Here is a 25849-nt window from a genome sequence, read left to right on the forward strand (position 1 = left end):
GCCATTTGGTAGCAACACGGTGAAACACTTAAAAGGACGCAAAAAAAAGGTTGAGCCGTTTGACTCAACCTAAAAGGGAATACTAATTACATTTTTTTTCGCAACATTTAGGTGTTGCTTTTGTTGTTGGGCAACAACTTGATTTGTTACAACATTCGGTTTTTGCTTTTTCTTTAATCTTTGCTTTCTTTTCATCGCCACCTGCGTAAACAGAAAAAGAAGTTGCAAGAGCTAGTAAAGCAATAATCGTAGCCTTTCTCATTTGCAAAATAAATTAAATTACAGACAATATTATCTGCGATAGTAATGACTTGCAGTGTTTAAAAAGGACGCAAAATAATTTAAGAACAACCGCAATTTTTATTTTCGGGATCTATAATATTGCCATAACGATCACTTTGATAAGCACAACAATTTAAGATAAGTGCTTTCAGTTTTTCCTTACCACGTTGTACCCGCGATTTTGCACCAGAATAGGAAATATTCAACTTGCTAGCTAACTCTTTTTGAGAAATATTTTGAAATTCGGTTATGAGCAAGGCGTCTCTATAATTATCTGGCAATTTATTGATGAAAGGTTTTATACAGCAGTTGGCAATTGTCTCATTTAACGTTTGCGTATCTTCTTCGGTAAATCCCTCTTCAATTTCTGGATTATCAATCACTTGCTTTCTGGATCTAAAATAATCAGCAATGGCATTCTTAACGATGCCGTAAAGATAATGCCTTAGATTTTCGGCCTTACTTATTCTATCAATGTTGAGCATGATTTTAATAAAAACATCTTGTAAAATATCATCCGTATCTACAGTATTACGTGTTTTGTTAAATATAAATGCTTTCAATTCTTGGTGAAAATCAGCCCATATCTTAGTTATTTCAGTTACCATAAATTATTATTGCTAAACAGTAAGACGCATGATAGTTCAAATGGACGCAACAATTTTGAAGCTTGCAAATAAATATTGAAAAATGTTAGGCATCAACCAGTAAAACTTTCAAATAAGATTATAATTATCAGACATTAAAAATTTGCAATAATTAAGTTTATAACCGAAATTTACATTAAAATTAATCAATCGATTGATTAATTTTAAATTAATAATTTTTTGTAAATTGTATCATATGAGCACTTACCTTGTACCTGTCGATTTTTCTAAAACAGCTAACCACGCTGCAAAATATGCTGCCCGATTAAGTTGGGCCATGGAAAATTCTAAAATAATTTTGCTGAACGCATATTATGTTTCTGATTATGAAATGTTTTTGCCTACACCCGATTTGTTGGTAACTACTGATGATCGTATTGCTGAAGAAATTACAAAAAGGAGAGAGGCTTTAGATCATTTAAAAATTAAATTGCTGGAAATTAATCCAGAAGCTGACATTGAGGTATCGTTATCACGAGAAACAATTTTAAGGTCTATAATTGAGATTGTTAATCGCCAGCCGATAGATTTAATTATTATTGGCAGTAATGGTAAAAAAGCAAAGGATGAAAGTGACATTGGTTCAAACGCAATTAAAATTTCAAAGTCAAGCCCGGTTCCAGTTTTGGTAGTACCACCTAAAGCTGAATATCAATCAATCAGAAAAGCAATTTTGGCCTGCGATTTCAAAAAGGTTAAAGAAGCGATTCCGATGAACGCACTTAAAGATATTTTAAGTAAACATGCTTTGGAATTATTGGTTTTGAATATTAATTCTGGAGAAAAAATAGATGTTGATGAAGATCATTTCTTGCATGATATGCTTAGAGATTTTTCTCCTTCCTATCATTATTCTGACCATCCTGATACAATAAAAGGCATTGTGCAATTTGCAAAAGCAGAAGAAGCTCAAATTATAATTGCCTTGCCGAAAAAATATAGTTTCTTCGAAAGTTTATTGCATGAAAGTGTTTCTCACCGGTTAACGATTAAATCTCATATACCTGTTCTTTTGTTAAAGGATTAATTAATCAGGTAAATATTAAAATTGCAACAGCGAAGTTACATCAGTTAATTAAACTTTTGAGTTGATTTGTATTCAAACCTATCTAAAAATTCAAAAAAACATGAAAAAATTAATGATGATTTGCGCATTGTTGTTCTCGGTAATAACTTATGCGAATGCACAACAAGGTGGCGGACGTATGGGCGGTACACCAGAAGAAAGAGCAAAAAGAAACACAGATCAATTGGCTGAGAAATTAAAACTTACCGAAGATCAAAAAACAAAAGTTTTAGCTATTTACACTGCTCAAAATGCAACAATGGCTAAAGCAAGGGAAGAAGCTGGTGGCGATATGTCTGGTATGAGAGAGAAAATGGGTAAAATGATGACTGATACCAACACTAAAATCGAAGCTCTTTTAACTGACGAGCAAAAAACTGCTTTCAAAGCTTTACAAGAAGAACGTAAAAAACAAATGGAAGCTCGCCAAGCTGGCGGCGGTGGAAATAACTAAGAACCACAAAATATTTTTAAAAGCGACCAATGGTCGCTTTTTTTGTTTTATGCCATTTTAAATTATTTTTCTTCTTTCTTTGCGATAAAAATAAAATTCATGTTAATCAATACACCAATCATCCTTGCGTCAAAATCGCCTCGCAGACAAGAACTTTTAACCTTAATGGGTTTAAATTTTAAAGTCGAACTTAAAGATGTTGATGAAAGTTACCCAGATGGTTTAAGTCCTGCGGAGATTGCTGTTTACATCTCCGAGAAAAAGGCAAGAGCTTTTAATGCCAATGGAGAAATTGTAATTACAGCTGATACTATTGTTGCTTTAGATGGAGAGATTTTGGGTAAGCCAGAAGATCGAGCTCATGCGCAAGAAATGCTTAGAAAACTATCAGGAAGCAAGCACGAAGTTTATACTGGAGTTACCATTGTAAAGGGAAATCGTACTCATTCTTTTTATGATCGTACTGAAGTGTATTGCAAACAAGTAAGCCATGAAGAAATCGATTTCTATATCGATAATTATAAGCCTTACGATAAAGCAGGAAGTTATGGTGTACAGGATTGGTGGGGAATTGTAGTTGTACAAAGAATCGAAGGGTCTTATACTAATGTTATGGGTTTACCAACTGAAAAATTATATAATGAGTTGCTAAAACTTATATAAAATGATTTCCTTTTATGGAATTCTATTTGGTTCTTCATCATGTATCCAAATATACGAAGATGAAAAACCCAAAGCCACAGATTAGTATTGCCGAACCTTGCTCTCAAAGTTGGGATGAAATGGGAATTAAAAATGGACACAATTTTTGTGAGGCTTGTAGTAAATCTGTAATCGATTTTACAGGTTATACTAATGCAGAAATTATTAAAACCTTGGCAAATTCATCAACAGAGGTTTGTGGAAGATTAACAAAAACCCAAATAAATCAGTTAAACTATCATTTAGTAGTGGCGCCAGCAAATAAAAACTGGATGAAATACTTAGGTGTAGTAGCCATTGGGGCAAGCATTTTTATGCAAACTGCAAATGCAGCTCAAGTGAAACCTAAAACTGAAATTGTAAAAAGTATTAATCCAAATAAGGATAATATAAAACCTACAACCGTTAACAAAATTAATGGTTACGTTTTGGGCGAGGATAAAAAGCCACTATCAGGAATCCGATTAATTATTCCAAATACGAAGTATTATGCAATTACCGATAAAGAAGGTAGATATGAGATTGTATTTAAAAACGGTTTAGATCCTAAAAATAACGCGTTGGTCGTACAAAGTGCTCGTTATGCAGCGACAATGATCTTAAATTTTTCGAGAGAAAAACAGGTTAACTTAATTTTGAAAAAAGAAGATTTTATGATTGTTGGTAAGATTGCTTATACTCCAGATCAAGGGAATAAAATTTTATAATTGAGTGGCCAGAACACCCATTTTTAAATCATAGGTTGATAAAACCAATTTGTTAATTTTTAAGCGACCGAGAACATAATTAGTGATCAAAGTCGCGATAACAATCATATCTACGCGTAAAGGTATCATTCCAGGCATTTTCATCCTTTCATCATGCGTTGCATTAATCAATTGTATCGTGGTAGCAATATAATCACCATAGTCGAACTCGTAAGTTTTAGCTGTTAGAATATCAATATTTGATTTGTTTTTCTGAATGATTAATTCTGCGAAAGTTTCGAATGCACCTGCAGAGCCTATAAGTTTTTTGGGTTGATGAATTTCGCAGACCTCAAATAAATCTTCCAACTGATTTTGAATATGATTTAGAATCGCATTTTTGTCCTCATCAGAAATGGAGTCGGACTTAAAAAACTGTTGCATTAATCGTGCTGCACCAATATTATAGCTTTTCTTCCAGATTAACTTTTCTGCATCGCACAGAATAAACTCTACACTTCCGCCACCAATATCCATTATAAGGGATTTCTCTTGAATGGCCCCACTTAATTTTACCCCTTCGTAGATCAGTTCAGCTTCTTCATCTCCAGTAATGGTTTCAATTTCGATATCAGCGAGTTTCTTGGTTTCTCTCACAAAGTCTTTTCCATTTTCTGCACTTCTAACGGCAGAAGTTGCTGTTGCTTTAACCTTATCTACATGATAACTCAAAATGGTTTTGTGAAAAGCTTTAAGTGTATGGATGCCTCTTTCAAAAGCTGTAGGAATAATAATATTATCGTTTATTCGGCCTTCACCCAATTTTACGGGAACATTGGTTTTATAAAGAATCTTGAATTGATCACCTTTGGTTTCTGCGATTAATAAATGAAATGTGTTTGTGCCTAAGTCGATAATAGCAATGCGCATATTGTGTTTTTAAAGTTTTGACAACTCTTATAGCTTACTAGAAAATGAGTTGTGAAAGCTAAAATACAAATAATTGAATAGTTTTCTCACCGCTTTGACAACTCTCATAGCCGATTAGAAAGGGAGTTGTAAAAGCTAAATAACGAATAACCGAATGCTTTCTTTACAGCCTTGACAACTCTAACAATCATGTGTAGAAAGAGATGTCAGAACTAATATTAATCCACAATTAAATAAAAAAAACCGATGCTTGCGGGCATCGGTTTTGATTTATTGAATAAATAATTTACTCAAAATACTCTTTCATTCTTTCGAAGAAACTTTTATCGTTTTTACCAGGTTGTGGCTTAAAGTTTGGCGAATCGCGAAATTTTTCTAAAGCATCGCGTTCTTCGCTACTTAAAGCTTTTGGTGTCCAAATGTTGATGTGAATAATTTCATCACCTCTATGGTAAGAGTTTACTTCTGGCAAACCTTTTCCTTTTAAGCGTAATAATTTTCCACTTTGAGTTCCTGGATCGATTTTGATTTTTGCTTTACCATCAATAGTTGGTACTTCAATGCTTATGCCTAATGCTGCATCAACAAAACTTAAATGCAAGTCGTAAACAATATTATTACCTTCTCGTTTTAATGTTTCGTGTGCAGATTCTTCAATTAAAATAATTAAATCTCCCGGAACGCCACCATTTGGAGCTGCGTTTCCTTTTCCGCTCATGCTTAATTGCATGCCCTCGCTTACACCAGCAGGAATATTTATTGTAATGGTTTCTTCACCACGTACAACACCATCGCCATGGCAAACAGTACATTTAGAAGTAATTTGTTGTCCGCTTCCGTTACAAGTAGGGCAGGTAGATGCAGTTTGCATTTGACCCAAAATTGTATTGGTAACTCTGCGAACTTGGCCACTACCACCGCAGGTACCACAGGTACTTACAGATGATTTATCTTTTGCGCCAGAACCATCGCAAGTTTTACAAACAACAAGTTTGTTGACCTTGATTTTTTTCTCGGCACCATGAGCAATTTCTTCAAGCGTTAATTTAACTTTTATACGTAGGTTAGAGCCTTTAGCTACTCGGCGACCGCCACGTTGCTGGCCACCACCGCCTCCGCCAAAAAAGCTTTCGAAAGGATTATGTCCACCAAAAATATCTCCGAAATTACTGAAGATATCATCCATGTTCATGTTACCACCGCCGTAACCTCCAGATGCACTGCTTCCAACCCCTGCATGACCAAATTGATCATAGCGCTGTTTTTTCTCCGCATTACTTAAAACCTCATAGGCTTCTGCAGCTTCCTTAAAATTATCTTCAGCAGCTTTATCGCCTGGGTTTTTATCTGGGTGATATTTAATAGCCATCTTACGATAAGCCTTTTTTATCTCATCCGCAGGTGTGCTCCGCGTTACGCCTAATACGTCGTAATAATCTCTTTTACTCATCTTTATTTAAAATGATTGAATTTTGAATGAGAAATTATTGAATTGTTAATTCACTCACTCAATAATTAATTCTTATGCGCCAACTACTACTTTAGCAAAGCGGATTACATTATCGTTTAATGTATAACCTTTTTCAACTTCATCAATTACTTTTCCCTTAAGGTCTTCTGTTGGTGCAGGAATATTGGTAATTGCTTCGTGGAAATCTGTATTAAATTCTTTGCTGATGCTTTCTACGTCTTTTAAACCTTTTTGCGCTAAAGTATTCTTCAATTTAGTGCTAACCAATAAAATACCTTCTTTAACAGGGGCAATATCAGTTGCAGTTTCCATTGCCTTAAGCGCACGGTCGAAATCGTCTAGAACAGTTAAGAGAGATACAATAACATCTTTCCCAGCAGTTTGCAACAATTCTACACGCTCTTTTTGTGTACGACGTTTGTAATTATCAAATTCTGCATATAAACGCAGATACTTATCGTTAAGGTGTTGAACTTCTTCTTTCAATTTATCTTCTACAGATAATTCAGGAGCTTGTTCGGTTTCATTTGTGGAAGCATCAGTGTTTTCTACGTTTTCCGGAGTAGTATTTTCTGATGTATTTTCAGTATCCATTATATTTTCTTCTTTATAGTTATTTTTCTTCTTATTAAACATATACTAGGCTGAATTTTTTGTGGTAATCTCAACTATTTTGCCATAAACGGAAATCAGCCAAGCTGGCAGATTTATGTAAGTTTATCTGAACAGTTTGGCTGATTGACTGACAAGAGATTGACGATTGTATATTTACGGTTTTAGATTGGCATAGGCTAAATCGTAATTCGTAAATCTACAATCGTAATTATGTTAAGCTATTTGTGCATCTTCATGAACTACGCCACTTTCGCATTTAATAATACGAGAAGGGAATTTGCGAATTATTTGATAATCATGTGTAGCCATTAAAACTGCAGTTCCGGCTTGGCTAATTTGTTTTAAAAGGGTTACAATTTCTTCGGATGTTTCTGGATCTAAATTTCCTGTAGGTTCATCAGCAAGAATAATCTCAGGATCGTTCAATAATGCTCTTGCAATTACAATTCGCTGTTGTTCTCCACCAGAAATTTCATGAGGCATTTTTTTGATTTTTGATCTCAAACCAACTTTATCCAACACATCTTTAATACGTTCGTTAATGAGTTTGGCATCTTTCCAACCTGTAGCCTTCAAAACAAATTCTAAGTTTTTTTCTATGGTTCTATCGGTTAGCAACTGAAAATCTTGAAAAACAACACCCAGTTTCCTGCGGAGAAATGGAACTTGACTTTCCTTTAAATTTTTAAGATCGAAACCTGCAATGTTTCCTTCGCCGTTACCGATATGTAAATCGCCATATAATATTTTTAACAGGCTACTTTTGCCCGAACCCGTTTGCCCGATTAAGAAAACAAACTCATCCTTTTCTATATGCAAATTTACATTTGAGAGCACTAAGTGTTTCTGTTGAAAAACATCAACATTGTTTAAATGAATTACTGCGTTTCCTGCCATGTTATATTTCTAATTTAGCAATCTGCCCGAAAGGCAAATTCTTGACCATTTCCATTATGTATTCAAGTTTATCGCCTAAGCCTAATTTATCCAAAGATTTATCGGGTCTATCTACTCTAAAATAAGCGAGCAAAGTAAACTTCTCATCTCGAAGTTGTACGTAATCTGGAATTTTGGCTATGCCTTTTACTTTAATGATATACATTGAGTCCAAAAATAGCATTTACAAACGATAAGAGAAAGGGAGAAAAACCTTTTTATCGGATTAACATGATCCAGCCTGTATAGGTCTCGAAATCGGAATTGAAATAGATGCTGTAATAATAGGTTGCCGTTGGTAAATCCTTGCCGTTATATTTTCCATCCCAAGGTTTAAACTTTCCGGTGCTTTGGTAAACCAATTGACCATAACGATTTGTTACTTTGATTATCGGGTTCGGAAATGCCTCTGCAGCAGGGATGTTCCATGTATCATTTACAGAATCTCCATTGGGAGAAAATGAATTGGGAATTACAATTTTTGGATACACCTTAATAAAAACATCATCTGAAGCACTTAGGCAACCAGAATTAGATTGTGCGTGAAGCGTATAAGTAATATCTGTGGGAGGATTAGCAATAGGGTTTAACTTAGTTGGATCATCAAGAAAGTCTGAAGGAGTCCAATAATAAGATACATTATCTCCTGTCACTTTTCCATTAAGAGTCAATTTTTGGCCGTTTAAGATTTTTTGATCATTCCCGGCATCTGCTGTAGCATTTTTAATAATGTTAATGGTTACCTGTGTGGTTTCAGAACAAGTTCCGTTAGAAACAGTTACGGTATAAGTTGTGGTTTCTAGAGGTGTTGCGGTTGTTTGTGAGCTATTCGGATTAGATAAACCTGCAGTTGGAAACCATGAATACGATGTTCCGCCGAAAGCCTCTAAATTTAAAGTATTGCCTTGGCAAACGGTAGCCGAATAAAAATTGGCGCTTGGTATAATAGGATTTAGAACTTGAACATTAACAATTGATGATCTCGAACAACCATTTGTAGTCGCGGTAACCGTGTAATCGCCCGTCATGTTTACGGACGCATTTGCAATTATTGGGTTCTTTAGCGTTGACGTAAAACCATTTGGTCCCGTCCAAGCAAAGGTTGTTCCTTCAGTAACATTAAGCTGAATGTTCGAGCCAATGCAAACAGGTCCATTACTACTTGCAATCGGATTCGGCAACGCTGTAACTACAATGGTTAATGGAGCAGAAGCTATTCTACAGTTTGTTGAGGTTATATTAGCTCTTTCTGCAGCAAGTAAGCGGTACAGATAAGTTCCAGTGCTTGCATTTGCAAAGTTAACAGTAGTTTGCTGAGCAGTTTCGCCTGGTAAATCATTCCAGCCATTTCCTGTATTTATTTGCCATTGATAAACTGGGTCAGTATATCCAGATGAAACTGAAGCAGCTAAATTAAAGCTTGCAGACATACCTTCGCAAAGACCTGCTGTGCTCGGTCCATTATTTATTGATGGGATTATTGTTGGTCCGCAGGCTCTAAAGGTAATGTCGTCAAGCGCTAAATCGTTTCCACCGCCACCAGGGTTTTCATTTGTCATTTTAATCGTAATGATCCCAACATTTGCAGGTGTTGTAAAAATTGTTCCATATTTCACCCAATTGGAAGAACTTCCTTCTAAAATATCACCCGTAGAAAATTCTTTAATAGAAACTCCATTATTCTCAATTGTAAACTTCACATTGGGTTTTATTCCTGTTCCGCGAAGAATATTGATAATGTAGGAAGCAAATTCGTAGGTGGTATTAGGGCATAAGTTGTTTACTGTAGATTGATAAAAAATACCCTTATTGAAATTTGCATTAACCACCATCATGTAGCCGTTAGCATCTCCAGTATGATTTGTAATGTCTTGTAACCAGCCTTGATTTAATCCTGCAGTGCTTTTAACAATTGTGTATTGCCCATCGTCTGGTGTACCAGCAATGTAGGTATAATTCGTATTTGCTGGAATTGCATTTCCAAAAGTTGACGTTCCATTTCCAAAATCTGTGCCTGCACCCATCACAGGATCACCTAAAGTTCCAGTACATACTTGGGCATATAGCTGTTGATTAAAAGAAATTAATATAATTAAGAGGAGAATTCTAATTAGACAACGCATTGTTTTTTGGGCATTTAGCGAATATCTGAATAAAAATCATAATAACATATATTTATAGAATGCTAGTTTAAGCTGTTCAAAAACTCTACGGTATTTACATTATCGGCATAATCCCAAAGTTTTGGATGCTGGCTTTGCCCGAAAGTAAATGTACTTGTCTTAAGCGGCGATTTTGTAATTACACATTGGATGTTTTCAGCTTTCTCCGCTAGTTTATCTTCAACATCATTTAAGGTTTTATATTCCTCGTAAAATAAAACTGCCAATGGCGAAGTTAAACTTTCATCTTCCTTTAAAAGTAAAAAGCCATTATCAAAGTGCTTGGCAGCATTTACCAGATAAATTGATTTGTTATAATCATAATTGTTGTTGTACTTAAAATGATTAATTATAGGTTGATAGCTTTCTATCCCTTCATAAAAATTGGCGATTTCGTATCCTTCAGGAAAATAAATTTTGGATACATTTCTACATCCCAAACCGAAATAATCGAAAATATCAGCACCTAAATTTTGAATGTCTTCTTTGGTTTCTGTACCGTCTAAAATTGCTACACTATTTCTGTTTTTGCGGATAATGTTTGGCACCTTGCTAAAGTAGTAATCAAAATATCGGGATGAATTGTTACTTCCTGTAGCTATAACAGCATCAAAATCCTTTAATCGTTCAACGTATTCTATATGATTTTCAAGTGTTGGTTCAATTTTTATTAATTCTGAAAGCAATGCCTTAATCAGTTTATCATCAGATGAAGATAATTTGATCAGCGCAATATTTCCAGTAGCCAAAACACATAAAATATCATGGAAACCAACCATAGGGATGTTTCCAGCTAAAATTAATCCCACTTTTTTAGGCGAGGAACTAAATTTGATAGATTGAAACCAATGGTCTATATCAGCATCATTTAGCATTTCTGCAAAAGAATTTAAAGATTTTTTTATATTTTCCGTAGTAAACCAAGCATTACTATTTTGTGCGCTATAAATTGTATTTTCCAGTATATCAGTAGGATTGGCAAGTAATTTGCCTAGTTTTTTAAAGGCATTAATTACTTTATCGTGTGTTAAGGCTGACATATTTAGAATTATTATTAAGTGATATATGCTATATTTGCATCGCAAAGGTAAACTAAGCAAAAGAATTAGACGAAAACATGGCAATTAAAATAACAGATGAGTGTATAAATTGTGGGGCTTGCGAACCGGAATGCCCTAATAACGCAATTTACGATGCCGGTACTGCATGGCGTTTTTCTGACGGAACCAATTTAAATGGTATTATCGATTTTGGTAACCAACAAATTGAGGCTGACGCATCGCAAGAAGCAGTTTCGGATGAAGTTTATTATATCGTATCGGATAAATGTACCGAGTGTAAAGGATTTCATGATGAACCACAGTGTGCTGCGGTTTGTCCGGTAGATTGTTGCGTAGATGATGAAGATATCCGTGAAACAGAAGAAGAATTGTTAACCAAGAAAGCTTGGTTGCATCAAGAGAGTTAAGCTTGTAGCTTTACAATCTTAGTATAAAATGAAAGTCCCGATGTAAATCGGGACTTTTTTATTGAGATTATTCTACCGCTTGATAAATAAGTGATTTGAATTTATCATTTAATTCTCCATGAGAAAATGGCCACTCTTGGATATAAATTTGAGCTACAATTTTTTTCTTCGGATCTACCCAATAAGTTGATCCGAAAAAGCCTCCCCAGCCAAAAGAGCCAGCAGTTTGTCCTAATTTTGTACTTCCTTTATTGGTCACGATTTCAAAACCTAAACCGAATTTATTATTACCAAGAGAAAGGTTTCCAATTTGATTCATTGTCATTAATGAAACACTTTTTTTGGAAAGGATTCTTTTGCCATTATAAATCCCATCATTGAGAAGCATCTGTAAAAAAATACCATAATCTTTCGATGTTGAAACCAAACCTGCTCCACCAGCAAAATATCCGTTATTATTTATTGGATAATTTACAGTTGCGCCAGGAAAAGTTCCATCTTTCCAGGGCTTTACTAGTTTTGTTTTCGGGTCTTCCGTGTAAACCGAAGCTAATCTTGCCTGTTTTTCTTTTGGTAAAGCGAAGTAAGTATCACTCATTCCCAAAGGTTTAAAAATTCTATTCTTAAAAAACGTATCCAAATTAACTCCAGATACAACTTCAACAAGTCTGCCCAAAACATCTACACCGAGACTGTATTGCCAATTAGTGCCTGGTTGTAAGGCTAATGGGAGTTTTGCCAATTTATCAATTTCGGTTTTTAATAATTTTTTATGGATTACAAAACCTGCTTCCACACCTGCTTTTTCATAAATTGCTTTCATTTCTGGCGATCCAATTTGGGCATAACCTAGGCCAGAAGTATGCGTTAATAATTCGCGAATGGTAATTTCATGTTTAGCAGGTTTAGTTGTATAACTGCTATCGTTTTTATTAAATTTATCTAAAACTCTAGGATTCTTGAATGCTGGGACGTATTTTGAAATCGGATCATCAAGGCCGATCTTACCTTCATCAAATAAAATCATTACTGCCACACTCGTAACCGCTTTTGTTTGTGATGCAATTCTTAAAATATCATTGGTTTTAAAAGGACGATTTACATTATTTCCAAAGGCTTTATTGTACACCGTTTTTCCATTTACCAAAATATTTGCAGTTATGCCTTTTATCCATCCGCTATCCAGATACTGCTTAAATAGATTGTCAATTTTAGCTAATTCTTCGCTCTAAATCTTTGTTTTAGTCGGATTTGATTGAGCTAAAACCGAATTTAGTCCAAACAATAAAAATAGCACTGTGGCATAAAAATGTTTTTTCATTCTGTTTTATTAGATCTTTGTTTAATCTAATTCACTTTTGTTGGGTATAATTAGAACAGGGCAAGCTGATTTACGAGCAACGTGTTCTGCAACACTACCCATTAAAAAGTGGTATAAACCGGTTCTACCATAAGTTCCAATTACAATTAAATCAGAGCCCCACTCATCAGATTGCTGAATAATTCCATGCGCAGCAGTATCAACAATGCTTAAATAGGAGGTTTTTATCCCATTGCCAAATTTGTTTTCTATTTCCTTTAATAAGATATGGCTGTTTTCTTCGCTATTATCGTAGGTTTCCAAGAAAACTGGAGCTAATGTTAAATCAGAATTCACGTTAGCAGGTACAGGTTCTATTATATTGACGAGTGCTACTTCTGCTCCAAATTTTCCTGCCATTTCATATCCTGCTTTAGCGGCTTTTTCTGAGCAGGTACTGTTATCAACAGCAATTAATATTTTTTTAAAATTCATAATGAGCAGATTTAAATATTACATTATAAAAATAACAAATTAATGAGCAATATGTTAGGCTATGGATGTAATTTATTAGTTTTACAATTCGTTTACGAGCAAATTTTAAATGGAAAATCAATACGGTATTTGTAGAGTAGCAGTAGCACCTTTAAGGGCAGATGCATCAGATAAAGCAGAAATAGTTTCACAATTATTGTTTGGAGAGCATGTAGAAATTATTCAGAAAGAAGAGCGTTGGTGGCTTGTTCAAAATGGTTATGATGGCTACGAGGGCTGGTTAGATTTTAGACAGTTGGCGCCAATTTCACAAGATCAGTTTGTAGAAATGCATGATTGCAAAATACTTTCTCCATTAGGTTTTAATCACGCTTTAACAGCAGAAGATGGAACTTTATATCATTTGAGCCCTGCAAGTAATCTTCCGTTTATAAAAGATGGTTTTTGTTATGCGGGAGAAGAGAGGTTTAAACTCAATTTTGAAGCACACAATAGTAAAGAGCATGATTTTAAATCTGAAATAACTTCAACAGCAAAATCCTTTTTAAATACACCGTATTTATGGGGTGGAAGACATTTATTTGGTTTGGATTGCTCAGGTTTTGTACAAACCGTTTTTAAATTATTAGGTATAAAACTAAATCGAGATGCTTCTCAGCAAGCAGAACAAGGAGAGTTGGTTGGTTTTTTGGCGGAATGCAGACCTGGAGATGTCGCCTTTTTTGATAATGCAGAAGGGAAAATTACACACGTTGGGATTATGCTTAGTCCAAATGAAATTATCCATTCATCGGCTAAAGTAAAAATCGATCCAATTGATGATCAGGGAATTTACAATAAAGAATTAGGTAAATACAGCCATAAACTACGGATTATAAAACGCTTTGTGGAATAGCGATTAAAGTTGCATCATTCTTAAAAAAGATTTATGGCAACTCCTTTCAAAATTTCAATTAATAATCCCTGTAACCAGCAATGGGATAATATGCAAAAGAACCAAGATGGAAGGTTTTGCAATTCCTGTCAAAAATCAGTGATAGATTTTACTGAGTTTTCAGACGAAGATTTGAGAAATTGGTTTACCAAAGCGAACGAAAATGTATGCGGTAAATTAAATGCTAATCAACTCGATCGTCTAATCATTACTGAAACAAAGTTTTCAATACATAGGTTTAGGCCTAGTTTAATAGCGGCTTCCTTATTTGCATTTTTAAGTTTTCCAAAGTTAAGTAATGCCAACATAAAAATTATTTATCCCACTTTCCAAAGTGATAAAAGATCCAATCAAATTGATTTGATTGAAAGTGATACATTGATAGATTCTATCGTTACGATTAAAGGGCGAGTTATTGATAAGGATAATAAACAGCCAATATTCCTCTTAAGTGTTGTAATTAAAGGTGCTAAAAAGAGCGTTGTTACAGACAATAATGGCAATTTTGAAATTAAGTTGAATAAAAATAAGTTTCCTGATAAAGTTACTCTTGACTTCAGATATATTGGTTATGAAAGCAAGGAAATAAAAGTGAATTTGAAAAATCAAAATGAATTATTTATCGAAATGAAAGTCTCAGAAGCTATGCTTGGAGGTTTGGGAATTAACAGAGAGAAAAGTACTTTCGAAAAAATAAGGGCGATATTTAATGCTTAAATATCAGCGATATATAATCGCCAGGCACCCTTTACAGTTCACAAAAAATGATATTCCTTTGTTATTTATGGAAAAATAACTTTTCTGTCATCTGTTATTTATAATCTCAGATCTATGTTCAGTACGCCCTTAGTAGATATTCCTAGACCTTGTACTCAAAATCTACAAGAAATGGGAAATACAGAACACGGAAAATTTTGTAGTGCCTGCAATAAGGAAGTTATAGATTTTACTAAAATGAGCCAAATCGAGTTGCTCAATTATTTTAAAAAGTTTACAAATGAAGTTTGTGGAACGATTAATCCGAATCAGTTAGCGGAGTTAAATTTAAGACGAAGTAAAAAATATAGTTTAAAGCCATTGAGTTTGAAAATGATGATTGCTTCTAGCATTACATTTTTAAGTTATACTAAGGTCTTTCCAGCTTCATTAATAAGTACGAATCAAGTTTCTGGCATTGAATCTCCAAAGCGTAAAAATGTAGAAAAGGGAGATTCATTAAGTTATAAAATAAGAGGAGCCGTATTTGATATTGAAAACAATTTACCCATTGGAAACGTAACTGTAAAGTTAAAAAATGGTTCGAGAGCTAATCAAACCGATGAAGAAGGGAAATTTGAATTTATTGTAAAAGGTAGAAAAGAAGATAAAATCGTTTTATCCGTTAATCACATTGGATATTGTAATCAAGAACTGGAAGTGGTGCTTGGAGAGGTGAAATCAGATTATAAGATTTCTATAAAGGCAGAAGAGTGCTCGCTTGATGATATAAATGTTGTTGGAACAAAAGACATTAGAAGACAATCACTGGTTGGAATGATAGAGTATATTAAACGACCTTCGTTTTTTAAACGAGTAATCATCTGGATAAAGAAAACGCTTTAACGCTCCATTTCCCAAACCATAACCTGCCGATCGTCTCCAGTAGAAATTAGTAACCTTACAAAAGTAACGGACGCGTTCTAAAATTTACATCCTATTTGAGTATATTTGTTTAACGTCAAATTAAGAATTATGGAGCCTAAAGTTCGTAAAATTGCAATGGTTGTGAATAAATATAATATGCACGAACATGACCAATCTTTAGAAGATTTGAAATATTGGCTTACTAAAACTCCAATAGAAAGAGTATCTGCAGTCACTTTTTTAATTCAGCAACACTTAAAGCCCGGTCAGAGAATGGACAAAACAAAGTTTAAAAAAATTCAAATCACAAAATGATACTTTCAGATGATTTTGAAGATTTTTTGAAGCTGTTAAACCATTATGATGTAGAATATTTGGTTGTAGGTGGCTATGCTATGGCTTTTCATGGAAAACCCAGATATACCGGAGATTTAGATGTTTGGATAAATATTTCTGAAACCAATGCTTTAAGAATGGTTTCTGTTATAAACGATTTTGGTTTTGCATCTGTAGGATTTACTGCTGAAGATTTTTCTAGACCTAATTTAATTAATCAAATTGGCTATCCTCCTTTAAGAATTGATATTTTAACCAGTATAGATGGAGTGGAGTTTGATGAAGCTTATGAGGTAAAGTTAAAAATAGAATTAGATGCTGGAGTTGATGTTAACTATATTGGACTTGATGAATTGATTAAAAATAAAAAATCAAGTGGAAGAAAAATTGATATTTCAGATGTATCCGACTTAGAAAGTGAATTATGAAATATCCCATTCCTCCATTTCCCAAACCATAACCTGCCGATCATCTCCGGTAGAAATCAAGTATTTTCCATCATTGCTCCAGATAATTTTATTGATGGAGTGCGTATGGCCGATTCCTGATTTTTCTAAACTTAGAATTTTATAGAGTTTAAAATTTTCTGCATCCCATAGTTTTATGCTTTTATCTTGGCTACTCGTTGCAAAATAGGGTAGAGTAGGATGGAAAGCAATTTCATAAACAGTAAACATATGAGCTGGAATGGTTTCTCTGAGCTCGTAACTTGGGAAGTCCCAAATCTTTAGCTGTGCATCTCTACTTCCGGAAATTAGATATTTCCCTTCAGGATGATATGATAATGAAGTAACTGGCAATGAATGATCCTCTAAAGATTGTTTCAAACTGTAATCATTCAAATTATAAATCCTGATTAAATGATCTTTACATCCGAAGGCAACTTCTGTTTGATCGGGAGAAATGGCAATGGCTCGAACAGTATCATAGGCAACTTGGAAACGATAAATCTCAGAAAAATCTTTAAGCGACCAAACAGCCACCGAACCATCTTCGCCAGTAGTTAAAAGCTCGTTTTTACTAGAAACGGTTTGAATATTAAAAATAGGTTTGTTATGTGCATTTATTCTTGCAATTACCTTTTGCTCCAGAAAATCGTAAACACTAAATGCTCCACTTCGTTCGCCAATAAACATCTGATTATTGTAATTATGGAGACAATACACTGAGCTCTGTACAGGTAATTTAACCATTATAAAAGCCATCTCCTTTAAGCTCCATTCTACAACCCCTTTATCGTTTCCTGCGCTAAAAAAGATTCCATCTTTATCCGAATTGGCTAAAGCATAAACAGGATTTTGATGGCCAGAAAGGGTTTTTAGGTGTTTAAGCATGGTTTAATGTTTAGAGGTAAAATTCCAAGGTTTAAGCATTTGCCTTAAGCCTTATTTATGTCTACTTTCTAAATTTTTCGCAATATCCTGTATCGATAAACCTTTTTCCTTCAGTAAGAATAGTAAGTGAAAAATAAGATCGGATGCTTCACCAATTAATTCTTCTTCAGTTTCTGCTAATGCGGCAATTACGGTTTCAACACCTTCTTCTCCAACTTTTTGAGCGATTTTATTTAAACCCTTGCTTCGCATTTTGTTGATATAAGAACCCTCAACCGGATTTTCGTATCTATCAGTTATGATGTTTTCCAATTCAAAAATGAAGTTCTGATTATATTCCGTTTTAAAACAGCTGCGACTTCCTGTATGGCAAGTTGGGCCGACAGCGTCAGCTTTGATTAGGATCGTGTCGTTATCACAATCAACAAAAAGTTCTTTAACATATAAAAAGTTATTGCTGGTTTCTCCTTTTGTCCAAAGGCGATTTTTTGAGCGTGAAAAGAAAGTAACTTTACCTTCAGCCTGTGTTTTCTCTAAAGCCTCGGCGTTCATATAACCCAGCATTACAACCTCTAAAGTTTTATAGTCCTGAATAATTACTGGAACCCCCCAGCCCCCTGAAGGGGGAGTTTTGCCAAAATCTATCTGGCTAATGTCTATTTTTTTTTCAATCATTTTGTATTTTATTGGTGCTTTACCTTATTGAATGGTAATGTCCCCTTTAGGGGATTTAGGGGTTTATATTCTAACCGGGATATGATTCCGTTTTAATTCTTGTTTCAAATCTGGTATTAAGATTTCGCCATAGTGAAATACCGAAGCGGCAAGTGCAGCATCTACATTTGCTTTTTGAAAAACCTCAGTAAAATGTTCCATACTCCCTGCACCTCCAGAGGCAATAATTGGGATGTTGATCATTTGATTTACTTTGTTTAGTAAGCCGCAATCGAAACCTGCTTTGGTACCGTCATGGTCCATCGAAGTTAGTAAGATTTCTCCAGCACCTAAATCTTCAGCTTGCTTAATCCAGTTTTCTGTTTCCAGTTCTGTAATCAATCTGCCGCCATTTAGGTGAACCATGTTTCTACCGTCAACAAATTTAGTGTCGACAGCCAAAACCACAAATTGAACTCCGAAAGCCTTTGCCAATTCTTCAATAAGTTTTGGATTTCTAACTGCTGCAGAATTGATGCTGATTTTATCTGCTCCGGCATTTAATAAAGCCCCCGCATCGGCAATTTCAGAAATTCCACCACCAATTGTAAATGGAATGTTCAGTTGGCGAGCAACGGATTTAACCATTTCAATCATCGTTTTACGACGCTCGTGGGTTGCTGTAATATCTAAAAAAACTAGTTCATCTGCACCTTGTTGCGCATATTGGGCCGCCAATTCTACAGGATCTCCAGCATCTCGTAAATCAACAAAGTTTATACCTTTTACCGTGCGACCATCTTTAACATCGAGGCAAGGAATAATACGTTTTGATAAACCCCCTCCGCTCCCTAAAGGGGGAACTGCAATGCGTTCTTGTATGGTTTGTTTTATTTTGCCCAAAACTTGATTTAAATTATTATAAAGTTCGTGATTTTTAAATCTGATTACTTTTATTCCAAGCTCTTCAAGATTTCTTTGCCTTTCAATATCATTAGTTAAAACTTCTGGCTTATTGTGGATGCCACCATCTAATTCTATCAAAAGTTTAATTTCGTGGCAATAGAAATCTGCGATATAAATAGAAATCGGATGTTGTCTTCGAAATTTTAAGCCTAATTGTTTACCTTTTATTTGCTCCCAAAGCAAGCTTTCACTTTCTGTAACCCTATTTCTTAAAGCCTTTGCATTTTCAAAAATCAAGTTTGAAGCCCCATAAAACATACTTGGTTCTTCTAATCTTAATAGTTCAAAATCATCTTCAATTTGTTGATACATATAATTTAGCTTTTATGCTTTTCCAATCTGAGTGGCAAAGTCCCCTTTAGGGGATTTAGGGGTTTATATTGAACTCAACATCTTCAAATTCCACTCTTTAATTTCTTCGATGGTAATTCTATCTTCGTAAATTGCTTTCCCTACTACAACGCTTCTAATCGGATATTTAGCCAACTCGTAAATATCTTCCATCGAGCTAACGCCGCCTGAAGCAATTAATTTAATCATTGGAGAATGCTCAAGTAGTTTTTTGTATAAATCTACTGCTGCGCCTGCAAGTTTTCCGTCTTTGCTGATATCCGTACATAAAAAGCGAAAGAAGCCTAATGCGAGACATTTATCTACATAGTCCATTAATTTAATCGGCGAACTTTCCATCCATCCAGAATATTTAATTACTTCGTCTAAAACATCAATAGCAATTACTATTTTATTTGCATAGTTGTCCTTTTTAGCAAAAGCTTCACTTAATTCTTGTAAAAAATCTGGATTGGTAATCGCTTGTGTACCTACAATAACCCGGTGGATTCCTGCATCAAGCAAATTTGTTACCTGTTCAATTGTACGGATTCCGCCACCATACTGCACTTTCATTTCGGTTTTTTTGATGATTTCGAAGAGCGATTTTTGATTGCTAAAATCGCCTTTAGCACCATTTAAATCAATAATATGGATGAAATCTGTTCCGTTTGAACGGTATTTTTCTATCATTTCAGCGATAGAAACATCGTATTCAGTTTTTTGGTTATAATCACCTTCACGTAGGCGAACAACCTTTCCATCCAAAATATCAATAGCAGGAATTATGTACATTTTATAAGCTTAAGTTTGAAAAATTTTTTAATATCTGTTCGCCAGCTTTGCCCGATTTTTCGGGGTGAAACTGAACGCCATAAAAGTTGTCTTTTTGTACTGCTGCCGAAAACTTCAATCCGTAGTTTGCAGAGGCGATGTCAAAAGTAGGGTTATATTCAATAAAGTAAGAATGTACAAAGTAAAATTGCTCATTATCATCAACAGATGTAAATAATGAATTGTTTTTATGCTGAACCGAGTTCCAACCCATGTGAGGTATTTTGATATTCAGCAACTTATCGAATTTTTTTGTTTTTACTGGCACAATATCTAAAAGCTTGGCATCACCTTCTTCAGAATGTTCTGTAATCAGTTGCATACCAACACAAATGCCCAAAACAGGTTTTTTTAAAGCTTTAATTGCATTTACCAAGCCAGTAGCTTTTAGCTTTTCCATTGCTGAGCCTGCATGGCCAACACCCGGAATAATGATGTGGCTGTATTTTTCTAAATCAGCTTCTGTGTTTACCATGCCATATTGCACATTCAAACGTTCTAAAGCCGCGGTTAAAGAGAAAATATTGCCTGCACCGTAATTTATTATTCCAACCCCCCTGCCCCCTAAAGGGGGTGTTGAATTTCTATCGTTCTCGTTATTTTGCATAAAACCTTTTTAGATTCTTAACTTTTTTTTTGCAATGCTATTTCCACCTCGCCTGTTGCTCCCCCTTTAGGGGGCGGGGTGGGTTACAGCAACCCCTTTGTACTCGGCAAAACCATCTTCTCTGCATCACGCTTTATGGCCATTTTTATGGCTTTTGCGAAAGCTTTAAAGATAGCTTCAATTTTATGATGCTCGTTTTCGCCTTCAGCCTTGATGTTCAAATTGCATTTTGCAGCATCACTGAAAGATTTAAAGAAATGATAAAACATTTCAGTCGGCATATCGCCAACTTTCTCGCGTTTAAATTCGGCATCCCATACAATCCAGTTTCTTCCTCCAAAATCAATTGCAACCTGTGCTAAACAATCATCCATCGGTAAGCAAAAGCCATAACGCTCAATACCTAATTTGTTACCCAAGCCTTTAGCAAAAGCTTCGCCTAGCGCAATTCCGGTATCCTCAATGGTGTGGTGTTCATCAATATGTAAATCGCCTTTGGCAATTACTTCTAAATCTACACTTCCATGTCTGGCAATTTGATCTAGCATATGGTCGAAGAAGTTTAAACCTGTTTCGATTTTAGCTTTTCCCGTCCCATCTAAATCTAAATTGATGGTAATATCTGTTTCGTTGGTTTTGCGAACATGGTTAATTTTTCTACTCCCTGCCTTAAGCAAATTGTAAATATCTTCCCATTTTTTGGTTTCCAATACAATTACATCCAACAATGTTTCGTGTTTATCCAATGCTTCGGTAGATCCCAATGCATCATTCTGACGAAGAAAAATGGCTTTTGCACCTAAGTTTTTCGCCAAAACAACATCATTCAACCGATCGCCAATTACGAACGAATTTTTTAAATCATAATCTTCGCTAAAATACCTTGTTAGCAAAGCTGTTCCTGGCTTACGCGTTGGTGCATTATCTTTTGCAAAAGTGCGGTCGATTACAATTTCACTAAAATGTACACCTTCACCTTCGAAGGTATCGAGCATAAAATTATGGATAGGCCAAAAATTCTCCTCTGGATTTGATAATGTACCCAAACCATCCTGATTAGTAACCATTACCAATTCAAAATCCATTTCGGAAGCAATTTTCGACAAATAATATATCGAGCGTGGATAGAATTTAAGTTTTGCAAAACTGTCTACCTGTTCATCGTCTGGCTCAATATTTAATGTTCCATCGCGATCTATAAAAAGTACTCGCTTGGCATTTAATGAGGGCGTTAAATTTTTGGCGGATGTATTTTGATTCATTTTTAGTTTGTTTATGTGTTTAGGTATTAACTAAAACGGTCGTCATTGCGAGGCACGAAGCAATCTATTTTAGCGAGAGAGATTGCTTCGTGCCTCGCAATGACGGGATACCGAAAATAAAAAGTACTTTTTTTATCTTAAAAGTTTTTTAGGATGGTTAACAGTTTATCATTTTCTTCTTTCGTACCTACTGTGATTCTCAAACAGCCTTCGCATAAAATAACTTTAGAACGGTCGCGGACAATAATACCTTGATCTACCAACGTATTGTAAATTTTAGTCGCATCGGTTACTTCAGCCAATATAAAATTCGCATCAGATGGATAAACCTCCGTAACTATGTCCAGATTATTTAATTCAATAGATAATCGATCTCGTTCAGAAACTGATTCTTTAATCCACGCATTAACCTGGGCGATGTTTTTAAGTGCTTCGAAAGCTAAATCTTGCGTAGCTTGATTGATGTTATAAGGTGGCTTAATTTTATTTAGAACATCGATAACTTTTGTTGAAGAGAAAGCCATACCCAAGCGCAAAGCAGCCAAACCCCAAGCTTTAGAAAAAGTTTGCAGTATAACCAGATTTGCATACTCTGTTAACTCTTGAATAAAAGTTTTTTGTTTTGCGTAATTGATATAAGCCTCATCTATTACCACAATCCCATTAAAGTTTGCTAAAATGGTTTCAATATCGGTTCTATTTATCGAATTACCTGTAGGATTATTTGGTGAACAGATGAAGATAATCTTTGTGTTTTTATCAATCGTTTCTGCGATTTTTTCCAAATCCAACTGGAAGTTTGGAAGCAAGTTTACCTTCCGAATTTCAACATCATTGATGTTTGCTGAAACCTCATACATGCCGTAAGTTGGGGGCAAAATAATCACGTTATCTTTCCCTGGATTACAAAATGCCCTGAACAATAAATCAATGGCTTCATCACTTCCATTTCCTAGAAAAGTATTCTCAATAGGAACCCCTTTAATTTTGCTAATGGCATCCTTCAAATCCAACTGTAAAGGATCCGGATAGCGGTTGTAATTGGCGGGTAGGGGGGAACCGTAACTGTTTTCATTGGCATCTAAAAAAACAGATGCTTGTCCCTTAAACTCATCTCTAGCGGTAGAGTATGGTTTAAGTTTTTTTATATTTTCTCTTACTAATTCGTTAATATCCATTTTTAAGGTACAAGATAAAAGGTAAAAGGGTTGGCATTTAGCCTTAATTTCCACTTTAACCTTTTAATGTTTTTAATCTAAGCGTAATTGCATTTTTGTGTGCTTGCAAGCCTTCTGCTTGTGCAAGCGTTTCAACAGTAGCCCCAATATTCTTTAAACCATTGGTTGATAAATGCTGAAAGGTTATTTTTTTAAGAAATGCATCAGTTGAAACACCCGAATAAGCTTTAGCAAAGCCACTTGTGGGTAAAGTATGGTTTGTTCCTGATGCATAATCGCCTGCGCTTTCTGGAGTTAAGTTTCCTAAAAAGACCGAACCAGCATTGATTATCAACGAAATAAAATTTTCAAAGCTTTCAGTGGCCAAAATAAGGTGTTCTGGTGCGTATTCATTCGAAAAATCCATTGCTAAATTTAAATTATCAACCAAAATAGCATAAGAATTGGCAATTGCTTTTGAAGCGATTTCTTTTCTAGGGAGTACAGTAAGCTGAATTTCAATTTGTTTTAAGGTTTCTTCTATGATTTCATTTGAAGTAGAAACCAAAATAGCTTGACTATCAGTTCCATGTTCTGCTTGAGCCAATAGATCTGCTGCAACAAAAACTGGGTTTGATGATTCATCAGCAATCACTAAAACTTCTGATGGGCCTGCTGGCATATCAATAGCAACCTGGTTTTGAACTCTAGTTTTCGCTGTAGTAACATACCGATTTCCTGGACCAAAAATTTTGTAAACCTTAGGTACGGTTTCTGTTCCGAAGGCCATTGCAGCCACTGCTTGGGCGCCACCAATTAGATATATCTTTTCTATTCCTAATAGCACAGCGCAGTAGGCCAAATAGCAGTTTGTTTTTCCATCACTTTGTGGAGGAGAACATACAACAATTTCTTTGCATCCGGCAATAATTGCAGGTGTAGCCAACATCAAAAATGTACTTGGCAATACGGCTGTTCCGCCAGGAATGTAAAGACCAACTCTCTCAATCGCTCTAGCTTCTCTCCAGCAAATAACACCGGGCATGGTTTCCACTTTATCTTCAGTTTTGAGCTGAGATTGATGAAAGGTTTTAATGTTTTTATATGCCGTTTCGATTGCCGTTTTTGCTTCAGCCGGAATGTTAGATGCAATTGCTTTTAATTCTTCGGTATCTAAAAAAAGCTTTTCTAATTCAACTTTATCAAATGCTTTTGCGAAATCAATAAGTGCTTTGTCGCCTTCAGATTTAACCGAATTTATGATCTCGGTAACCCTTTCCTCAATCAGTTTATCGTCTTCAATCTGCCTTGAACAGAGCTCTTCAATTTTTGATTTAGATAAATCTGTATAATTGTAGATTTTCAATGTTTTATAATTTAAAATTAACTAATAGTTAATATGAATTTAGATGATTTTAGGTGATTATTTTCTCTATTGGCATCACTAAAATACCTTCAGCGCCTGCTGCTTTCAAGCTATTGATTTTATCCCAAAAATCTTCTTCTGCAATTACCGAATGCACCGCAACCCAGTTCGGTTCGAACAAGGGAACGATTGTAGGACTCTTAACACCCGGTAGTAAATCGACAACTTTTTGAAGGTTATCTTTAGAGACATTAAGCACAACGTATTTGTTTGATTTTGCACTTAGAACAGAACGTATTCTTTGCAATAATTCTGCAACTTCAGGGTTATCGAGAATGGATTCGTTTCCGATTAAAACAGCTTCTGAAGACATCACATCTGCGAAAGGTTTTAGTCCGTTGCTCTTCAAAGTTCCGCCTGTAGAAACGATGTCACAAATGGCATCGCTCAAGCCTAAACCTGGGCCAATTTCTACGGAGCCAGAAATTGTTCTAATGTCAGATTTTATGCCTTTAGATTGAAGGAAATTTTCTAGGATAACTGGATAAGAAGTCGCAATTGCCTTGCCATTTAAATCTTCCAATTTCTCAATATCGCTATTGTTTTGGATGGCGATTTTTAAAGTGCATTTCCCAAACCCCAAACGTTGTAGATATTCTACCCCAGCTTGGGTTTCTGTAATTACATTTTCCCCAACTATCCCCAAATCTGCAATCCCATCTTGAACGTATTCTGGAATATCATCATCGCGAAGAAAAAGAATTTCTAAGGGAAAATTAGTAACTGTTGAGATTAAGGAGCTCTTGTAGTTTTCGAAAGAAAGACCACAATTTTTTAATATTTCTACGGATTTTTCGTTTAACCTACCAGATTTCTGGATAGCGATTTTAAGTGTTTTCAATGTATTGAATATAGAATGAACAAGAAATAATTTTACGGAAAAAAAGTTTTGAAGTACAAAACAAACATATCATATCGCCTATTGGCGATGGTGCAAATGTAAGTGATGATTCAAATTTAATTCCATATTATTTATGCTCGTATCAATACTTTAGCTGATCAGCGATGGCAAATATAAAGATAGAATTGGTAAAACAAAAAATTATGGCACTTAATTTGTCCTTTATGGGTTTTTAAATTGCATTACAATTATTTTTGATCATTAATTAATACGTATTGAAGAATTTCCGCTTTCTACTGATTCCCCTTATTTTAACTATCTCAGCTTGTGG

30 protein-coding genes and 1 pseudogene are annotated in these 25849 nt (G+C 35.0%); 10 read left to right on the forward strand and 21 right to left on the reverse strand.

The window, feature by feature from the left end; genetic code table 11:
• Positions 1-82: 82 nt before the first annotated feature.
• Together H7U22_RS05520 and sigZ are read right to left on the reverse strand one after the other, a co-directional pair.
• Positions 83-262 (reverse strand): hypothetical protein, encoded by a 180-nt coding sequence (locus H7U22_RS05520; protein WP_187070350.1) that lies wholly within the window; start codon positions 260-262, stop codon positions 83-85.
• Between the two features lie 79 nt (positions 263-341).
• On the reverse strand, positions 342-890 hold the full coding sequence (gene sigZ, locus H7U22_RS05525) for an RNA polymerase sigma factor SigZ (protein ID WP_187070351.1): 549 nt from the start codon (positions 888-890) through the stop codon (positions 342-344).
• 235 nt (positions 891-1125) lie between these two features.
• Here sigZ and H7U22_RS05530 point away from each other — a divergent pair, with 235 nt between their 5' ends.
• The 4 genes from H7U22_RS05530 to H7U22_RS05545 all read left to right on the forward strand — a co-directional run bounded on the left by H7U22_RS05530 (position 1126) and on the right by H7U22_RS05545 (position 3858).
• Positions 1126-1956 carry a universal stress protein gene (locus tag H7U22_RS05530; protein WP_187070352.1) on the forward strand — a complete coding sequence of 277 codons (831 nt, stop codon included), beginning with the start codon at positions 1126-1128 and terminating at the stop codon, positions 1954-1956.
• A gap of 100 nt (positions 1957-2056) precedes the next feature.
• Complete coding sequence (locus tag H7U22_RS05535; RefSeq protein ID WP_187070353.1) at positions 2057-2449, forward strand: hypothetical protein; 393 nt, start codon at positions 2057-2059, stop codon at positions 2447-2449.
• 99 nt (positions 2450-2548) lie between these two features.
• Positions 2549-3112, forward strand: coding sequence for a Maf family protein (locus tag H7U22_RS05540; RefSeq protein WP_187070354.1), 564 nt, complete (start codon positions 2549-2551; stop codon positions 3110-3112).
• 59 nt (positions 3113-3171) lie between these two features.
• Positions 3172-3858 carry a carboxypeptidase-like regulatory domain-containing protein gene (locus tag H7U22_RS05545; RefSeq protein WP_187070355.1) on the forward strand — a complete coding sequence of 229 codons (687 nt, stop codon included), beginning with the start codon at positions 3172-3174 and terminating at the stop codon, positions 3856-3858.
• On the opposite strand, the gene H7U22_RS05550 is transcribed toward H7U22_RS05545, so the two are convergent.
• The 7 genes from H7U22_RS05550 to H7U22_RS05580 form a co-directional block, all read right to left on the reverse strand.
• Positions 3853-4767, reverse strand: a complete 915-nt coding sequence (locus H7U22_RS05550; protein ID WP_187070356.1) for a Ppx/GppA phosphatase family protein — start codon at positions 4765-4767, stop codon at positions 3853-3855. The two genes, H7U22_RS05545 and H7U22_RS05550, sit on opposite strands and share 6 nt — an antisense overlap.
• A 286-nt stretch (positions 4768-5053) precedes the next feature.
• A complete protein-coding gene (gene dnaJ, locus H7U22_RS05555) occupies positions 5054-6217 on the reverse strand; it encodes a molecular chaperone DnaJ (protein WP_187070357.1) in 1164 nt (387 codons plus the stop codon).
• A 72-nt stretch (positions 6218-6289) separates the two neighbouring features.
• Positions 6290-6874, reverse strand: a complete 585-nt coding sequence (locus tag H7U22_RS05560; protein WP_187070358.1) for a nucleotide exchange factor GrpE — start codon at positions 6872-6874, stop codon at positions 6290-6292.
• 192 nt (positions 6875-7066) lie between these two features.
• Complete coding sequence (locus H7U22_RS05565; protein WP_109930004.1) at positions 7067-7750, reverse strand: cell division ATP-binding protein FtsE; 684 nt, start codon at positions 7748-7750, stop codon at positions 7067-7069.
• Position 7751: 1 nt separating this feature from the next.
• On the reverse strand, positions 7752-7955 hold the full coding sequence (locus tag H7U22_RS05570) for a fructose-6-phosphate aldolase (RefSeq protein ID WP_187070359.1): 204 nt from the start codon (positions 7953-7955) through the stop codon (positions 7752-7754).
• Between the two features lie 52 nt (positions 7956-8007).
• Positions 8008-9912 carry a T9SS type B sorting domain-containing protein gene (locus tag H7U22_RS05575; RefSeq protein ID WP_187070360.1) on the reverse strand — a complete coding sequence of 635 codons (1905 nt, stop codon included), beginning with the start codon at positions 9910-9912 and terminating at the stop codon, positions 8008-8010.
• Positions 9913-9974: 62 nt separating this feature from the next.
• Positions 9975-10991 (reverse strand): acyl-CoA reductase, encoded by a 1017-nt coding sequence (locus tag H7U22_RS05580; RefSeq protein WP_187070361.1) that lies wholly within the window; start codon positions 10989-10991, stop codon positions 9975-9977.
• Positions 10992-11068: 77 nt separating this feature from the next.
• Between H7U22_RS05580 and H7U22_RS05585 the strand changes: the two genes are divergently transcribed.
• The gene (locus tag H7U22_RS05585) at positions 11069-11419 is read left to right on the forward strand and encodes a 4Fe-4S dicluster domain-containing protein (protein WP_187070362.1); all 351 of its coding nucleotides are present in this window, start codon (positions 11069-11071) and stop codon (positions 11417-11419) included.
• Positions 11420-11486: 67 nt separating this feature from the next.
• Here the strand turns inward: H7U22_RS05585 and H7U22_RS05590 are convergent, their stop codons facing one another.
• Both H7U22_RS05590 and H7U22_RS05595 read right to left on the reverse strand, forming a co-directional pair.
• Positions 11487-12629 (reverse strand): serine hydrolase domain-containing protein, encoded by a 1143-nt coding sequence (locus H7U22_RS05590; RefSeq protein ID WP_187070521.1) that lies wholly within the window; start codon positions 12627-12629, stop codon positions 11487-11489.
• 132 nt (positions 12630-12761) lie between these two features.
• Complete coding sequence (locus H7U22_RS05595; protein ID WP_187070363.1) at positions 12762-13214, reverse strand: universal stress protein; 453 nt, start codon at positions 13212-13214, stop codon at positions 12762-12764.
• 109 nt (positions 13215-13323) lie between these two features.
• Between H7U22_RS05595 and H7U22_RS05600 the strand changes: the two genes are divergently transcribed.
• The 5 genes from H7U22_RS05600 (at position 13324) to H7U22_RS05620 (ending at position 16535) form a co-directional block, all read left to right on the forward strand.
• Positions 13324-14109 carry a C40 family peptidase gene (locus H7U22_RS05600; RefSeq protein ID WP_187070364.1) on the forward strand — a complete coding sequence of 262 codons (786 nt, stop codon included), beginning with the start codon at positions 13324-13326 and terminating at the stop codon, positions 14107-14109.
• Positions 14110-14142: 33 nt separating this feature from the next.
• Complete coding sequence (locus tag H7U22_RS05605) at positions 14143-14865, forward strand: carboxypeptidase-like regulatory domain-containing protein (protein WP_187070365.1); 723 nt, start codon at positions 14143-14145, stop codon at positions 14863-14865.
• Between the two features lie 171 nt (positions 14866-15036).
• Complete coding sequence (locus H7U22_RS05610; protein WP_187070366.1) at positions 15037-15750, forward strand: carboxypeptidase-like regulatory domain-containing protein; 714 nt, start codon at positions 15037-15039, stop codon at positions 15748-15750.
• Between the two features lie 129 nt (positions 15751-15879).
• Positions 15880-16086, forward strand: coding sequence for a hypothetical protein (locus H7U22_RS05615; protein ID WP_187070367.1), 207 nt, complete (start codon positions 15880-15882; stop codon positions 16084-16086).
• Complete coding sequence (locus H7U22_RS05620; protein WP_248284688.1) at positions 16083-16535, forward strand: hypothetical protein; 453 nt, start codon at positions 16083-16085, stop codon at positions 16533-16535. Before H7U22_RS05615 ends, H7U22_RS05620 begins: the two co-directional genes overlap by 4 nt.
• Here H7U22_RS05620 and H7U22_RS05625 read toward each other — a convergent pair.
• The 10 genes and pseudogenes from H7U22_RS05625 to hisG all read right to left on the reverse strand — a co-directional run bounded on the left by H7U22_RS05625 (position 16530) and on the right by hisG (position 25518).
• The gene (locus H7U22_RS05625) at positions 16530-17441 is read right to left on the reverse strand and encodes a WD40 repeat domain-containing protein (protein ID WP_187070368.1); all 912 of its coding nucleotides are present in this window, start codon (positions 17439-17441) and stop codon (positions 16530-16532) included. The genes H7U22_RS05620 and H7U22_RS05625 overlap by 6 nt on opposite strands.
• Before the next feature lie 51 nt (positions 17442-17492).
• Positions 17493-18116, reverse strand: coding sequence for a bifunctional phosphoribosyl-AMP cyclohydrolase/phosphoribosyl-ATP diphosphatase HisIE (gene hisIE / locus H7U22_RS05630; RefSeq protein WP_187070369.1), 624 nt, complete (start codon positions 18114-18116; stop codon positions 17493-17495).
• Between the two features lie 63 nt (positions 18117-18179).
• The gene (hisF, locus tag H7U22_RS23030; protein ID WP_317172948.1) at positions 18180-18965 is read right to left on the reverse strand and encodes an imidazole glycerol phosphate synthase subunit HisF; all 786 of its coding nucleotides are present in this window, start codon (positions 18963-18965) and stop codon (positions 18180-18182) included.
• 21 nt (positions 18966-18986) lie between these two features.
• Positions 18987-19373: pseudogene (locus tag H7U22_RS23035) on the reverse strand (endonuclease domain-containing protein); the annotation flags it as partial.
• 63 nt (positions 19374-19436) lie between these two features.
• Positions 19437-20186, reverse strand: coding sequence for a 1-(5-phosphoribosyl)-5-[(5-phosphoribosylamino)methylideneamino]imidazole-4-carboxamide isomerase (gene hisA / locus H7U22_RS05640; protein ID WP_187070371.1), 750 nt, complete (start codon positions 20184-20186; stop codon positions 19437-19439).
• A 1-nt stretch (position 20187) separates the two neighbouring features.
• Entirely contained in the window at positions 20188-20832 is a 645-nt protein-coding gene (gene hisH / locus H7U22_RS05645) for an imidazole glycerol phosphate synthase subunit HisH (RefSeq protein WP_187070372.1), read from the reverse strand.
• An 83-nt stretch (positions 20833-20915) separates the two neighbouring features.
• A complete protein-coding gene (gene hisB / locus H7U22_RS05650) occupies positions 20916-22094 on the reverse strand; it encodes a bifunctional histidinol-phosphatase/imidazoleglycerol-phosphate dehydratase HisB (RefSeq protein ID WP_187070373.1) in 1179 nt (392 codons plus the stop codon).
• A gap of 137 nt (positions 22095-22231) precedes the next feature.
• The gene (hisC, locus tag H7U22_RS05655) at positions 22232-23272 is read right to left on the reverse strand and encodes a histidinol-phosphate transaminase (protein WP_187070374.1); all 1041 of its coding nucleotides are present in this window, start codon (positions 23270-23272) and stop codon (positions 22232-22234) included.
• Between the two features lie 55 nt (positions 23273-23327).
• Positions 23328-24617, reverse strand: coding sequence for a histidinol dehydrogenase (gene hisD, locus H7U22_RS05660; protein ID WP_187070375.1), 1290 nt, complete (start codon positions 24615-24617; stop codon positions 23328-23330).
• 49 nt (positions 24618-24666) lie between these two features.
• Complete coding sequence (gene hisG / locus H7U22_RS05665) at positions 24667-25518, reverse strand: ATP phosphoribosyltransferase (RefSeq protein ID WP_187070376.1); 852 nt, start codon at positions 25516-25518, stop codon at positions 24667-24669.
• Positions 25519-25849 lie beyond the last annotated feature (331 nt).

Source organism: Pedobacter fastidiosus (genome assembly GCF_014306625.1).
In the GTDB taxonomy this organism is placed as follows: Bacteria; Bacteroidota; Bacteroidia; order Sphingobacteriales; family Sphingobacteriaceae; genus Pedobacter; species Pedobacter fastidiosus.